This window comes from Saccharopolyspora karakumensis (genome assembly GCF_004349225.1).
GTDB lineage: Bacteria > Actinomycetota > Actinomycetes > Mycobacteriales > Pseudonocardiaceae > Saccharopolyspora > Saccharopolyspora endophytica.
This window is the reverse complement of sequence record NZ_SMLA01000060.1, coordinates 1-14,392: the sequence shown is the minus strand read 5'-3', so window position 1 is coordinate 14,392 and position 14,392 is coordinate 1. Positions and strand designations below refer to the sequence as shown.

At 70.1% G+C, this 14,392-nt stretch carries 9 protein-coding genes, 1 pseudogene and 1 riboswitch; of the genes and pseudogenes, 9 read left to right on the top strand and 1 reads right to left on the bottom strand.

Going from position 1 to position 14,392, the window contains the following annotated elements:
* Window positions 1-24 precede the first annotated feature (24 nt).
* The 6 genes from E1202_RS26580 to E1202_RS26555 all read left to right on the top strand — a co-directional run bounded on the left by E1202_RS26580 (window position 25) and on the right by E1202_RS26555 (window position 7,442).
* Window positions 25-441, top strand: a complete 417-nt coding sequence (locus tag E1202_RS26580) for a hypothetical protein (protein WP_132685960.1) — start codon at window positions 25-27, stop codon at window positions 439-441.
* A 257-nt stretch (window positions 442-698) separates the two neighbouring features.
* Window positions 699-3,851, top strand: a complete 3,153-nt coding sequence (ileS, locus tag E1202_RS26575) for an isoleucine--tRNA ligase (RefSeq protein ID WP_132685958.1) — start codon at window positions 699-701, stop codon at window positions 3,849-3,851.
* A 121-nt stretch (window positions 3,852-3,972) separates the two neighbouring features.
* A riboswitch (SAM riboswitch) is annotated at window positions 3,973-4,088 on the top strand.
* A 34-nt stretch (window positions 4,089-4,122) separates the two neighbouring features.
* Window positions 4,123-5,445 (top strand): aminotransferase class V-fold PLP-dependent enzyme, encoded by a 1,323-nt coding sequence (locus tag E1202_RS26570; RefSeq protein WP_132685956.1) that lies wholly within the window; start codon window positions 4,123-4,125, stop codon window positions 5,443-5,445.
* Between the two features lie 134 nt (window positions 5,446-5,579).
* A complete protein-coding gene (lspA, locus tag E1202_RS26565; protein WP_207918932.1) occupies window positions 5,580-6,188 on the top strand; it encodes a signal peptidase II in 609 nt (202 codons plus the stop codon).
* Between the two features lie 41 nt (window positions 6,189-6,229).
* Window positions 6,230-7,114 (top strand): RluA family pseudouridine synthase, encoded by an 885-nt coding sequence (locus E1202_RS26560; RefSeq protein WP_132685985.1) that lies wholly within the window; start codon window positions 6,230-6,232, stop codon window positions 7,112-7,114.
* A gap of 43 nt (window positions 7,115-7,157) precedes the next feature.
* A complete protein-coding gene (locus E1202_RS26555; RefSeq protein WP_132675120.1) occupies window positions 7,158-7,442 on the top strand; it encodes a hypothetical protein in 285 nt (94 codons plus the stop codon).
* A 64-nt stretch (window positions 7,443-7,506) separates the two neighbouring features.
* On the opposite strand, the gene E1202_RS26550 is transcribed toward E1202_RS26555, so the two are convergent.
* Window positions 7,507-8,433, bottom strand: a complete 927-nt coding sequence (locus E1202_RS26550; protein ID WP_165944000.1) for an AsnC family protein — start codon at window positions 8,431-8,433, stop codon at window positions 7,507-7,509.
* A 197-nt stretch (window positions 8,434-8,630) separates the two neighbouring features.
* Here E1202_RS26550 and dnaE point away from each other — a divergent pair, with 197 nt between their 5' ends.
* The 3 genes and pseudogenes from dnaE to E1202_RS26535 form a co-directional block, all read left to right on the top strand.
* Entirely contained in the window at window positions 8,631-12,215 is a 3,585-nt protein-coding gene (gene dnaE / locus E1202_RS26545; protein ID WP_132685952.1) for a DNA polymerase III subunit alpha, read from the top strand.
* 105 nt (window positions 12,216-12,320) lie between these two features.
* Window positions 12,321-13,538, top strand: coding sequence for a cytochrome P450 family protein (locus tag E1202_RS26540; protein ID WP_132685951.1), 1,218 nt, complete (start codon window positions 12,321-12,323; stop codon window positions 13,536-13,538).
* Between the two features lie 72 nt (window positions 13,539-13,610).
* A pseudogene (locus E1202_RS26535) lies at window positions 13,611-14,392 on the top strand (cytochrome P450); the annotation flags it as partial.

Genomic DNA, 14,392 nt, shown 5'->3' with positions numbered 1-14,392 from the left:
GAACGGCGAGAGACGGGAAAGCTAGTGCTGCTGGTCGTTCTGCTGCTGGTCCTGGTGGCCGCCGCGACGTTGGTGGCGGCCGTGCTCGGCGGAGGCTCCGGCCTCGCGTGGATCTCGGTCCTGGCCAGCGCCCTCGGGGCGGCGCTGCTGATCGCAGACCGGATCAGGGCCCGTCGGGGGATCAGGAAGACCGCCCCGGCCCGGCCGCCGGGCGCGGAGCCGGGCGAGGAGCGCAGCAACGCGGCCGAGGCGGCCGATCCGGACGCCGAGGTCGTGGTGGTCGACGAACGTCCGCGCTACCACGTGCGGACCTGCGAGTGGCTCGGTGACGCGGAGACGCTGTCGCTGAAGCTCGCGGAGGCGCGGGAGCTCGGCTTCACGCCGTGCGCCCGGTGCGCGCCCAACGCGACGATCGCGGCGGAGTCCGGCCGGAGCCGGTGAAAACCACTGGCGAGATCCCGGTACTCTGTGAGGACAAGGCGTTGATCCGGCCATCACCGGGGAGCCTCCGGAAGAACGGGCACCCGCGGGCGCCTCAGTAGAACCGGACGGGTCCGGCCCGTCACAGCCGGCAATCGAGTGGCCGTCGGCGTTCGCGCCGCCGGCAAGCGGGGTGGTACCGCGGTGCCCGGGTGAGTCCGGGACGTCGTCCCCGTCCTCCAGGGCGGCAACGACACATTGCGAGGAGCAGCTCCGCGATGGCATACCCCAAGGTTTCCTTCGGCGCGTCCGATGAGCGCGGCGTGGCGGCCCAGCCCGCGTTCCCGGCGATCGAACGCCAGGTGCTGGACTTCTGGGCCGACGACAAGACCTTCCGCGCCTCCATCGACGCGCGCGAGGCGGGCCACAACGGCTCCAACGAGTACGTCTTCTACGACGGCCCGCCGTTCGCGAACGGCCTGCCGCACTACGGCCACCTGCTCACCGGCTACGTCAAGGACGCGGTTCCGCGCTACCAGACGATGCGCGGCAAGCGGGTCGAGCGCCGGTTCGGCTGGGACACCCACGGCCTGCCCGCCGAGGTCGAGGCGGAGAAGCAGCTCGGCATCACCTCGAAGGCCGAGATCGACAACATGGGCATCGCCGCGTTCAACGAGGCGTGCAAGACCTCGGTGCTGCGCTACACCGCGGACTGGGAGGACTACGTCACCCGCCAGGCGCGCTGGGTGGACTTCGAGAACGACTACAAGACGCTCGACCTGGACTACATGGAAAGCGTCATGTGGGCGATCAAGACCCTGTGGGACAAGGGTCTGGTCTACGAGGGCTACCGGGTCCTCTGGTACTGCTGGCGCTGCGAGACGCCGCTGTCCAACACCGAGACCCGCATGGACGACGGCTACCGGCCGCGCCAGGACCCGGCGGTGACGGTGGGCCTGCGCCTGACCGCGCCCGGGAAGGACCTCGACGGCGCGCTGGCGCTGGTGTGGACGACGACGCCGTGGACCCTGCCGTCCAACCTGGCCGCCGCCGTGCACCCCGACGTGGACTACGCGCTGGTCGCGCCCGCCGAGAGCGCCGAGCGCTACCTGCTCGCCGAAGCCCGGCTGCCCGCCTACGCCCGCGAGCTCGGCGAGGACATCGCCGACCGCGTGGTGGCCCGGTACAAGGGCTCGGACCTGCTGGGCACCGGCTACGAGCCACCGTTCGACTTCTTCGCCGGCCGGGAGAACGCCCACCAGGTGCTGGCCGCCGACTACGTCACCACCGACGACGGCACCGGGATCGTGCACATCGCACCGGCTTTCGGTGAGGACGACAAGCTCGTCACCGACGCCGCCGACATCGTTCCGGTCGTGCCGGTCGACGCGCACGGCAAGTTCACCGCCGACGTGCCGCCGTACGAGGGCATGCAGGTCTTCGAGGCCAACAAGCACATCGCCCGCGACCTCAAGGAACGCGGACTGCTGCTGCGCCACGAGACCTACGACCACCAGTACCCGCACTGCTGGCGCTGCGACAACGCGCTGATCCAGCGGGCGGTGTCGTCCTGGTTCGTGGCCGTGAGCCAGTTCAAGGACCGGATGGTCGAGCTCAACAAGCAGATCAACTGGGTGCCCTCGCACATCCGCGACGGCCAGTTCGGCAAGTGGCTGGAGAACGCCCGCGACTGGAACATCTCGCGGAACCGGTACTGGGGTTCGCCGATCCCGGTGTGGGTCTCCGACGACCCCGAGCACCCGCGCACCGACGTCTACGGCTCGCTGGACGAGCTGGAGCGCGACTTCGGGGTGCGGCCGGCGAACCTGCACCGCCCGGAGATCGACGAGCTGACCCGGCCCAACCCGGACGACCCGACCGGCAAGTCCACGATGCGCCGGGTGCCGGAGGTGCTGGACTGCTGGTTCGAGTCGGGCTCGATGCCGTTCGCGCAGGTCCACTACCCGATGGAGAACGCGGAGTGGTTCGAGCACCACTTCCCGGGTGACTTCATCGTGGAGTACCACGGCCAGACCCGCGGCTGGTTCTACACGCTGCACGTGCTGGCCACGGCGCTGTTCGACCGGCCTGCGTTCAGCAACGTGGTGGCGCACGGCATCGTGCTGGGCCACGACGGGCTGAAGATGTCGAAGTCCAAGAAGAACTACCCGGACGTCAACGAGGTCTTCGACCGCGACGGTTCCGACGCGATGCGCTGGTTCCTGATGTCGAGCCCGATCCTGCGCGGCGGCGACCTGGTCGTCACCGAGCGGGGCATCCGGGACGCGGTGCGCCAGGCGGTGCTGCCGCTGTGGAACTCCTGGTACTTCCTCGCGCTCTACGCCAACGCCGAGGGCGTCAGCGGGGAGTTCCGCACCGACAGCAAGCACGTGCTCGACCGGTACGTGCTGGCCAAGACCCACGAGCTGGTCGGCGACGTGCAGTCCTCGATGGACTCGCTGGACCTGGCGACCGCGACCGCGAACGTGCGGGAGTTCCTGGAGGTGCTGACCAACTGGTACGTGCGCCGCTCCCGGGACCGGTTCTGGGCGGGCGACAAGGACGCGATCGACACGCTGCACACCGTGCTGGAGGTGACCTGCCGGGTGGTGGCCCCGCTGCTGCCGCTGACCGCCGAGGCGGTGTGGCGCGGGCTCACCGGTGGCCGCTCGGTGCACCTGACCGACTGGCCGCTGGTGGACGAGCTGCCCGCGGACGCCGCGCTGGTGTCGGCGATGGACCAGGTGCGGCAGGTGTGCTCCTCGGCGCTGGCGCTGCGCAAGTCCAACAAGCTGCGGGTCCGGCTGCCGCTGGCCTCGCTGGTGGTGGCCACGCCGCAGGCCGAGGCGCTGCGCCCGTTCGCCGACCTGATCAGCGACGAGGTCAACGTCAAGGGCCTGGAGCTGAGCACCGACGTGGCCGCGCACGGTCACTTCGAGATCGCGGTCAACGCGCGCGCGGCGGGTCCGCGGTTGGGCAAGGACGTGCAGACAGTGATCAAGGCCGTCAAGGCCGGTGATTGGCAGCACCGCGGGTCCACCGTGGTCGCCGCGGGCATCGAGCTGCAGGAGGGCGAGTTCACCGAGCGGCTGGTCTCGACCGACTCCGGTGCCGCGGCGGCGCTTCCGGGTGGTGACGGGCTGGTGGTGCTCGACACCGACGTCACGCCGGAGCTGGCGGCCGAGGGCCTGGCCCGCGACGTCGTCCGGGTGATCCAGAACGCCCGCAAGGACGCCGGTTTCGAGGTCTCGGACCGCATCACGGTCGTCGTGGAGGCCCCGACCGAGGTGGTCGAGGCGGTCGAGGCGCACCGCGAGTTCATCGCGGGCGAGACCCTCGCCGACGCGGTCGCCGCCGGCGACGCGGCCGACGCCGCCACCGGCACCGTCGGCGACGGCGTGGAGGTCAAGGTCGCGGTCTCCCGCGTCTGACCCCGCTTTCGCGCATCGAGGACCCGGGAGCGCGCTCCCGGGTCCTCGATGCGCGCGTCCTGCCCACGAAGTGAGAAGGCGTTGTCGCGGCGCGGGGTGAGGCGCTAGCCTTCGCCGCGAAGGTCATGAGTGCCAGCGTCAAGCCCCGGCTTGCTGGCCGGCAACCCTCCTACCGCGGTGGGGTGCCCCGGGTGAAGACCTGGCCGGTCGCGCGGTGCGGCTCGGCAAGCGCGGGCCCGCCGAGGGCCCTCGAGGCCCCGGGAGGGTCGCGATGTCTTCAGCCGTCATCGATGTTCCGAGCCAGTCCATCGCCGTTCCCGGCGTGGTCGGATCCGGACTGCGGGTTCCCCTGATCACCGGCGGAACCGCCAACTACGCCAACCTCGACCACGCCGCCAGCGCCCCCTGCCTGTCGGCCGTGCGCGACGCCGTGGACGAGCTGCTGCCGTACTACGCCAGCGTGCACCGGGGCGCCGGGTTCGCCTCGCAGGTGTCCACCCGGGTCTACGAGGGCGCGCGCCAGGTGCTGCTGGACTTCACCGGAGCCCGCCAGGGCGACGAGGTCGTGTTCACCCGCAACACCACCGACGCGCTGAACCTGCTGGCCTCGGCCGTTCCGCGCGGCACCTCGGTGGTCGTGTTCGACACCGCGCACCACGCCGCGCTGCTGCCCTGGCGCAACGTCCGCCGCATCCCCGCTCCCGAGACGCCCGCCGACGCGGTCGCGGCCCTGGACGCGGCGCTGGCCGAGTGCCCGGAGGGACCGCGGCTGGCCGTGCTGACCGGGGCCTGCAACGTCACCGGCGAGCTGTGGCCGGTCGCCGAGCTCGCCCGCGTCGCCCGTCGCAGGGGAGTCCGGACCGCGCTGGACGCCGCGCAGCTCGCGCCGCACCGCCCGATCCGCCTCGCCGAGCTCGACGTCGACTACGCCGCCCTGTCCGGCCACAAGCTCTACGCCCCCTTCGGCGCCGGGGCCCTGATCGGCCGCGCCGACTGGCTCAACGCCGCAGAGCCCCACCTCGCCGGAGGTGGCGCAACCCGCGTGGTCAACGAGCGCGCGGTCAGCTGGACCACCGGCCCCGAGAGGCACGAGGCCGGCTCGCCCAACACCGTCGGCGTGCACGCCCTGGCCACCGCCTGCCGCACCTTCGCCACCCGCTGGGAGGGCGTCGTCGGGCACGAGTCCTCGCTGCTCAGCCACCTGCGCACGGGCCTGGCGGAGATCCCCGGACTGCGCGAGCTGAGCTTGTTCGGCGCCGGGCACGACCGGGTCGGCGTCGTCAGCTTCACCATCGACGGGCAGGACCCGGGCCTGATCGCCGCCGCGCTGTCGGCCGAGCACGCCATCGGCGTCCGCGACGGCCTGTTCTGCGCTCACCTGGGAACCAAGAACCTGCTGGCCCGAGCGGGTGCGGACGCCGAGCGGGCGCTGCGCGTCAGCATCGGCCTGGGCACCGCGACCGAGCACGTCGACCGCCTGATCGCGGCGCTGAAGTCCCTGGTCAACGACGGTCCGTTGGCGAGCTACCGGCAGGTGGAGGGCCGCTGGGAGCCCGTTGACGACCAGCGCCCGCTGCCGCCGTTCCTGCCCTGAACGCCGGGGGATACGAATTTCGCGCGGAGTTCGAGTCGCGAAGTTCGCAGTCGAACTCCGCGTGAAATTCGACTGGGCCCGGGCGCGGCGGTCCTGGTGCGCCGGTGTTCACGCGGGTCGGGGACAATGGCGGCGTGAGCACCGAGCACCCACCTCCTGAGCAGGCGTCCTCCTCGTCGGAGTCCGCCGGGACCACCCCGCCCGCGGACGCACCGAAGGGCGCGTCCCGCAAGCTGCTGGCTCTGCTGTTCGGAGTGGCGGCGATCGGACTGGCCCTGGACGTGGTGACCAAGGTCGCCGTGGTCGCCAACCTGGAGGGCAACCCGCCGGTGAAGGTGCTCGGCGGCCTGTTCTACCTCGACGTGCTGCGCAATCCCGGTGCGGCGTTCTCGATGGCCACCGGCCTGACCTGGCTGCTCGCGCTGCTCGCCATCGCCGTGGTCGGCGTGATCGTGTGGCTGGCGCCGAAGCTGCGTTCGCCGGGCTGGGCCGTGGGACTGGGGCTGGTGCTCGGCGGTGCCTGCGGCAACCTCGGCGACCGGCTGTTCCGGGCGCCCGGCCCGCTGCAGGGGCACGTGGTGGACTTCCTGTCCTTCCTCGCGCCCGGCGGCCAGGTGTTCCCGGTGTTCAACGTCGCCGACAGCTGCATCACCTGCGGCGGCATCCTCGTGGTGCTGCTGTCGCTGCTGGGCCGCGACTTCGACGGGACGATCCACCGCAAGCAGAAGGCCGACAAGTCGTGAGCGAACTCCGCAACCTCCCCGTGCCGGAGGGCTTGGAAGGCATGCGGATCGACGCGGGCCTGTCCAAGCTGCTCGGCCTGTCCCGCAGCGCCGTGGCCGGACTCGCCGAGGCCGGTGACGTGCTGGTCGACGGCAGCCCGGCGGGCAAGTCCGACCGGCTGATGGCCGGCTCCTGGCTGGAGATCACCCTGCCGGCCGCTGAGCAGCCGCTGCAGGTGGTGGCAGTGCCGGTCGAGGGCATGAAGATCCTGCACCAGGACGACGACATCGTCGTGATCGACAAGCCGATCGGCGTGGCCGTGCACCCCAGCCCCGGCTGGGAGGGCCCGACCGTCGTGGGCGGCCTGGCCGCGGCGGGCGTGCAGATCGCCACCTCGGGCGCCGCCGAGCGCCAGGGCGTCGTGCACCGCCTCGACGCGGGAACGACCGGCGTGATGGTGGTCGCCAAGAGCGAGCACGCCTACACGGTGCTCAAGCGCGCGTTCAAGGAGCGCACCGTCGAGAAGCGCTACCACGCGGTCGTGCAGGGCCTTCCCGATCCGAGCCGGGGTACCATCGACGCCCCGATCGACCGGCACCCGCGGCACGACTACAAGTTCGCGGTGGTCACCGGCGGCAAGCCGAGCATCACCCACTACCAGACGGTGGAGGCGTTCCGCGCCGCCTCGCTGATCGACGTCAAGCTGGAAACCGGCCGCACCCACCAGATCCGGGTGCACTTCTCGGCGATCAAGCACCCCTGCGTCGGCGACCTCACCTACGGCGCCGACCCGGTGCTGGCCCGGCGACTGGCCCTCACCCGGCAGTGGCTGCACGCCCGGAGCCTGTCCTTCGAGCACCCCTCGGGCGGCTGGGTGCAGTTCGAGAGCGAGTACCCGGACGACTTGCAGAACGCTCTGAACGAGTTGCGCGATCAGGACGGCTGAACCGGGTAACGTGGTGATCGGATCGCGCGACGAAGGGGGTCCGATGGCTCAGGAATTTCAGGGATCGGACACACCGACCCCGCCACGCGGCATGCCGGTGATCGACCCGCAGGCCGATCTGGACACGCCGCCGGAGGGGCTGAACAGCCTCGGCGAGGTGATCAGCGCGCAGGACGTCGGCCCGGCCACGCCCTCGGTCATCGGCGAGCCCGAGCCCGACCTCCCCAAGAACGACGCCGGCGACTGGCCGACGCTGCAGTACCGCAGCAAGCAGCGCCCCGAGAAGTCCAGGCGCAACCCGCTGGACTTCTTCCGCCGCGACTCCTGAGCTCCGCTCGCTCGGCGGTGCGAGCGGCGGAAGCCGCGGCTGCGCCGGATTCCTCGCGCGGTCCTCAGAGGTCGGTGATGTCCCAGAGGAGCGTGCGCTGCTGGTCGCCCGGCTGCGGGGTCCAGCGGACCGCTGAGAGCACCGTGGACTCCGGGAGCACGTAAACCGTGTGGCCACCGGCGGTTTCGCCGGGCTGCACGCCCATCCGGTGCGGTGGGCGCGACGACATCGACACCGGGGCCTTGGCCACCGGCGAACCGTCCTCGGTGACCAGTTCCAGGTACATGTCGGGCAGCGAAGCGAACGGCACCTGGCCGTTGTTGGTCAGCTCGGTGTGCACCACGACGGAGCGCTCACCGGGCTGGAGCTCGTACCCGGCCGCGGTGAACAGGAAGTCCGCCGGGTCGACGACCTCGATGAGCTGGATGCTGATCTGCTCGCCGGACACGCCTTGGACGTCCAGCTTGGTGCCGACCTTGCCGGTCGGTGCCGGAGCCGCCGGTTGATCGCCGCGGGCCCACGCGGCCGAGCCGGGAGGCCCCCACGTGCTCATCGGCGGCGTCGGCTGCTGCGGGCGCGGCATCTGATGTGGACCGGAGACCGGGTAGGGCCCGGAGACCTGGTAGGGCCCGGAGACCTGGTAGGGCCCGGAGACCTGGTAGGGCCCGGACACCTGGTGCGGGCCCGAGACCTGGTACGGACCGGACATCGGCTGCGGGCCGGTGTACTGCGCGGGCGCCACCGGGTACGGGCCGCTGGCCGCGTTCTGCGCCGCCCACTGCTGAGCCGCGGCGACGGCGTTGCGGATGCCCTGCTGATCGCATTCGACCCCGACGATCAGGGGTAGCCCGGTGGTCGACAGCGCGGCGAGTCGCGCCGCGACGTCGCGCACGTCCATGCCGAGCCGACCGGCGATGTCCGGGACCGCCGCTCGGCCCATCTCTGCCACGACGCTCAGCAGGCGCACGTCCACGGGATCAGGGCCAGTCACGTCGTCCCACGCTACCCGGTCGGGCAGGCGCGTGGTGGTGAGGCACGAGTTCCGCGACACCGACGCCGACCTGCGCATGATCTGCGACACGCCGGGCGCGTGGAACACCGCGCAACGCCAGGGGGAATGGGCGGTGACGTCGGTGCCCGGAGTTAGGCTGGCAGTTCTCGAACACCGCCGCGAAGGAGGACTTCTCCGTGTCCGTCGACCCCTTCGTTCACCTGCACGTGCACACCGAGTACTCCATGCTCGACGGTGCGGCGAAGGTGGGTGCGCTGTTCGCGGAGGCGCAGCGGCTCGGGATGCCGGCGGTCGCGATGACCGACCACGGCAACATGTTCGGCGCGGACGAGTTCTACCAGCAGGCGCGCAAGACCGGCATCAAGCCGATCATCGGCATCGAGGCGTACCTGGCGCCGCACAACCGCTTCCACAAGAAGCCGGTGTTCTGGGGAGAGGCCAAGCAGCGCGGCACCGACGAGTTCGGCGAGGGCGGTGACGTCTCGGGCGCGGGTGCCTACACGCACATGACGATGTTCGCCCGCAACGCCACCGGCCTGCGCAACCTGTTCACGCTGTCCAGTCGCGCGAGCTTCGAGGGCATGTACCGCAAGCCGCGCATGGACCGGGAGCTGATCAGCGAGCACTCCGAGGGGATCATCGCGACCACCGGGTGCCCGTCCGGTGAGGTGCAGACGCGGTTGCGCCTGCGGCAGTACGACCAGGCGTTGCAGGCCGCGGCCGACTACCGGGACATCTTCGGCAAGGACCACTTCTTCCTGGAGCTGATGGACCACGGGCTGCCGATCGAGCGGTCCGTGCGCGAGGGGCTGCTCAAGATCGCCCAGGAGCTCGATCTCAAGCCGCTGGCCACCAACGACAGCCACTACGTGACCGTCGACCAGGCCGATTCGCACGGCGCGCTGCTGTGCGTGCAGTCGGGCAAGACGCTGTCCGACGACAGCCGGTTCAAGTTCGACGGCGACGGCTACTACCTCAAGTCGGCCGGGGAGATGCGGGAGTACTGGGACGCCGAGGTCCCGGGCGCGGCGGACAACACGCTGCTGGTCGCCGAGATGGTGGAGTCCTACGAGGACGTCTGGTCCTTCCAGGACCGGATGCCGCGCGTGACCGACGGCAGCGGCAAGTCCGAGCGGGAGCTGCTGGAGGCCGAGGTCGAGCAGTACCTGCCGACCCGCTACCCGGATGGCGCGAGCCAGGAGTGCCTGGACCGGATCAAGACCGAGCTCGACGTCCTGGACACCAAGGGCTACTGCGCGTACTTCCTGGTGGTCGGTGACCTGACCCGGTGGGCGAAGTCGCAGGGCATCCACGTCGGACCGGGCCGCGGTTCGGCCGCGGGATCGCTGCTGGCCTACATCCTGCACATCACCAACCTGGACCCGCTGGAGCACGGCCTGATCTTCGAGCGGTTCCTGAACCCGGAGCGCGACTCCCCGCCCGACATCGACCTCGACTTCGACGACCGCCGTCGCGACGAGGTGCTGCAGTACGCGATCAACAAGTACGGCCGGGACAAGGTCGCCCAGGTCATCACCTTCGGCAAGATCAAGACCAAGGCGGCGATCAAGGACGCCGCCCGCGTCCACCACGGTCAGCCGGGCTTCGCGATCGCCGACAAGATCTCCAAGGCGCTGCCGCCGCCGATCGCGGCCAAGGACATCCCGCTGTCGGGCATCGTCGACCCGCAGCACGAGCGCTACACCGAGGCCGCCGAGGTCCGCGCGCTGATCGAGACCGACCCGTCGGTGTCGCAGATCTTCGACACCGCGCGCGGTCTGGAGGGCCTGATCCGCAACGCCGGTGTGCACGCCTGCGCGGTGATCCTGTCCTCGCAGCCGCTGATGGGCACGGTGCCGCTGTGGGCGCGCGACGACGGTTCGATCATCACCGGCTGGGACTACCCGTCGTGCGAGGCCATCGGCCTGCTGAAGATGGACTTCCTGGGCCTGTCCAACCTCACCATCCTCGGTGACGCGCTGGAGATGGTGAAGGAGAACCACGGCCTGGAGATCGACCTCTCCAAGCTCGCGCTGGACGACGCCAAGACCTACGAGCTGCTCGCGCGCGGTGAGAGCCTGGGCGTGTTCCAGCTCGAAGGTGGCGGCATGCGGGAGCTGCTCAAGCGCATGCAGCCCACCGAGTTCGGCGACGTGGTGGCGGCGAACGCGCTGTACCGGCCGGGCCCGATGGAGGTCAACGCGCACCTGGACTACGCCGACCGCAAGAACGGCAAGAAGCCGGTCGAGCCGATCCACCCGGAGCTCGACGAGCCGCTCAAGGACATCCTGGCCGAGACCTACGGTCTGATCGTCTACCAGGAGCAGATCATGGCGATCGCGCAGCGGGTCGCCGGGTACAGCCTCGGTCGAGCGGACATCCTGCGTCGGGCGATGGGCAAGAAGAAGAAGGAGGTCCTGGACCAGGAGTTCGAGGGCTTCCAGGCCGGGATGCGCGACCAGGGCTTCTCCGACGAGGCCATCGACAAGCTGTGGGCGACGGTCCTGCCGTTCGCCGGCTACGCGTTCAACAAGTCCCACGCGGCCGGCTACGCCCTGGTCGCGTACTGGACGGCCTACCTCAAGGCCAACTACCCGGCCGAGTACATGGCCGGGCTGCTGACCTCCAACGGTGACAACAAGGACAAGATGGCCGTCTACCTGGCGGAATGCCGCCGGATGGGCGTGCAGGTGCTGTCGCCGGACGTCAACGAGTCGAAGGAGACCTTCGCGGCGGTCTCCGGCAACATCCGCTTCGGCATGAGCGCGATCCGCAACGTCGGTTCGAACGTGGTGGCCTCGATCGTCAAGAGCCGCGAGGAGCACGGTCGCTACACCTCGTTCACCGATTTCCTGGACAAGTCGGAGATCCTGGCGTGCAACAAGCGGGTCATCGAATCGCTGATCAAGGCGGGCGCGTTCGACTCGCTGCAGCACACCCGGATGTCGCTGTCGCAGCACCACGAAGCCGCGGTGGACGCGGTGATCGGGCTCAAGCGGCAGCAGGCGATGGGCCAGTTCGACCTGTTCGGGTCGGACGAATCCGACGACAGCGCGGAAGCATCGCCGCTGGCGCACCTGCAGTTCGGCGACGACGAGTGGCCGCGCAAGCAGCTGCTGGCCTACGAGCGCGAGATGCTGGGCCTCTACGTCTCGGCGCACCCGCTCGACGGTGCGCAGGGGCTGCTGGCGCCCTACCAGGACACCGGGATCGCCGAGCTCGTCGGCGGTGAGCGGGAGTCCGGCGGCGGCAAGGAGCAGATCAAGATCGCCGGGATGATCTCGGGGATCCAGCGCCGCATCAACAAGAACGGCCACCCGTGGGCGATCGTGACGCTGGAGGACCTGGACGCCTCGGTCGAGGTGCTGTTCTTCCCGAAGTCCTACGAGATGTTCGCCGACTGCCTGGTGGAGGACACCGCGCTGGCGGTCAAGGGCCGCATCAACGAGCGCGAGGGCACGATCAGCATCTTCGCCTCGGACGCGGTCCCGGTGGACATCTCGGCGGCCGAGACCGAGCAGGGCGACGATTCGGCGTTCGTGATCAAGGTGCCGGTGGGCAGGGTGGACCAGTCGCTGGTCAACGAGCTCAAGCGGACCCTGCGGGCGCATTCCGGGACGACCCCGGTGCACCTGAAGCTGCAGAGCCCGCGCGGGACGACGCGGCTGGCGCTGTCGAGCGATTTCTTCGTGTCGACGGAGAACGGCTTGCAGGGCGAGCTCAAGGGACTGCTCGGGGCGGGTTGCTTCGAAGTGGCGTGATTCGTCGGGTTTGCGCTGAGAGGGCCCTCAGTCCGGTGTGACAAGCCGTTGTGAACGGTGTTCACTGGATTTGAGGGTTCTCCCCGCCTACCCGAAGGAAGCTCGATGCCCACCACTGAGGCGCACCTCGACGCCGTGCCGTTCGACAGCGAATTCGTCTCGAACCTCTACGACCGCTACGGCGAAATCCGTTCCGCCACACCGGTTCAGCGCATGATCACCCCGCACGGCCTGCCGGTCTGGACGATCACGCGGCACGAGGACGCCAAGGCGGCGCTGACGGATTCGCGGCTGGCCAAGGACTTCCGCCGCAGCCGCGAGGTGATCCTGGCCAAGGCCGGCGGAACCGGTCGGCCCTTCAACAGCGACGACCTCAGCGAGCAGATGCTCAACCTGGACCCGCCGGACCACACGCGGCTGCGGAAGCTGGTGGTCAAGGCGTTCACCGCCCGCCGGATCGAGTCGCTGCGGCCTCGCGTGGAGGAGATCACCGCCGAACTGCTGGACGCGATGGCCGGGTCCACCGAGGTGGAACTGCTCGACGCCCTGGCGTTCCCGCTGCCGATCCGGGTGATCTGCGAGCTGCTGGGGGTCGACGAGAGCCGTCGCGACGACTTTCGGCAGTGGACCAACACCCTGCTGGACGCCTCCGACGACGAATCGCGGGCGCAGGCCGGCAAGGCGATGGCCGCCTACCTGGTCGAGCTCGTCGCCGCCAAGCGCGAGAGCCCGGCCGACGACCTGCTCACGGCGTTGATCGAGGTGTCCGAGGACGAGGACCGGCTCAGCGAGGGCGAGCTGATCTCGATGGTGTTCCTGCTGCTGGTGGCCGGTCACGAGACGACGGTGAACCTGATCGGCAACGGTGTGCTGGCGCTGCTGCGCAACCCCGAGCAGTGGGCGTCGCTGGTCGCCGACACGAGCCTGGTGACCGGAGCGGTGGAGGAGGTGCTGCGCTTCGACGGCCCGGTCATGCACGGGACCTTCCGGCACACCACCGAAGCCGTGGTCATCGGTGACGTGGAGATCCCGGCCGGCGAGATCGTGTGGGTGGGTCTGGCCTCGGCCAACCACGACCCGGAGAAGTTCCCGGAGCCCGAGCGGTTCGACATCGGCCGCGACCCGCACGGGCACCTGTCGTTCGGGCACGGCATCCACTTCTGCCTGGGCGCTCAGCTCGCCCGCATGGAGGCGCAGATCGCGCTGCGCCAACTCGCCGAGCGCTTCCCCGGGCTGAGCGCGGCCGGGGAGCTCGACGACGTCGAATGGCGGTTCTCCACGCTGATCCACGGCCTGCAGCGGCTGCCCGTCCGCCTGGCGTAGTTTCCCGTTTTGCCCGGCGAGGGTCGGTGCGCGCGAGGTTTACTGGACTCACAACTCGTGGATGGGGGTTCCATGACGGCGCACACCGACCCGATTCCCTTCGACGCCGGGTTCGCGCAGGACCTGCACGCCCGCTACGCCCAGTTGCGGGCCGCCGGACCGGTGCACCGACTGGTCAACGAGAGCGGTCTGCCGGTCTGGGTGGTGACCCGGTACGACGACGCCCGCGCGCTGCTGGCCGATCCCCGGCTCGGCAAGGACGCGCAGACCATCTTCCGGCTGGTCATGGACCGGTTCGCGCCCGGTGCCGAGCGGCCGGACCCGGCGGAGTCGGAGGACGGCAGGTTCGCCGGCGGCGGGTTCGACATGCACATGCTCAACATGGATCCGCCGGACCACACGCGGCTGCGGAAGCTGGTGGTCAAGGCGTTCACCGCCCGTCGCATCGAGTCGCTGCGGCCCCGGATCGAGCAGATCAGCGAGGAACTGCTGACCGCGATGGCCGGTGAGTCCGAAGTGGACATCTTGGACGCGTTCGCGTTCCCGCTGCCGATCCGGGTGATCTGCGAGCTGCTGGGGGTCGACGAGAGCCGCCGCGACGACTTCCGGCGCTGGACCAACCAGCTGCTCGACGACCTCGACGCAGAAGCGTCCGTGCAGGCGGCTGGCGAGATGTCGAAGTACCTGACCGAACTGCTCGCCGCCAAGCGCGAGAACCCCGGTGACGACCTGCTCACGGCGTTGATCGAGGTGTCCGAGGACGAGGACCGGCTCAGCGAGGGCGAGCTGATCTCGATGGTGTTCCTGCTGCTGGTGGCCGGTCACGAGACGACGGTGAACCTGATCGGCAACGG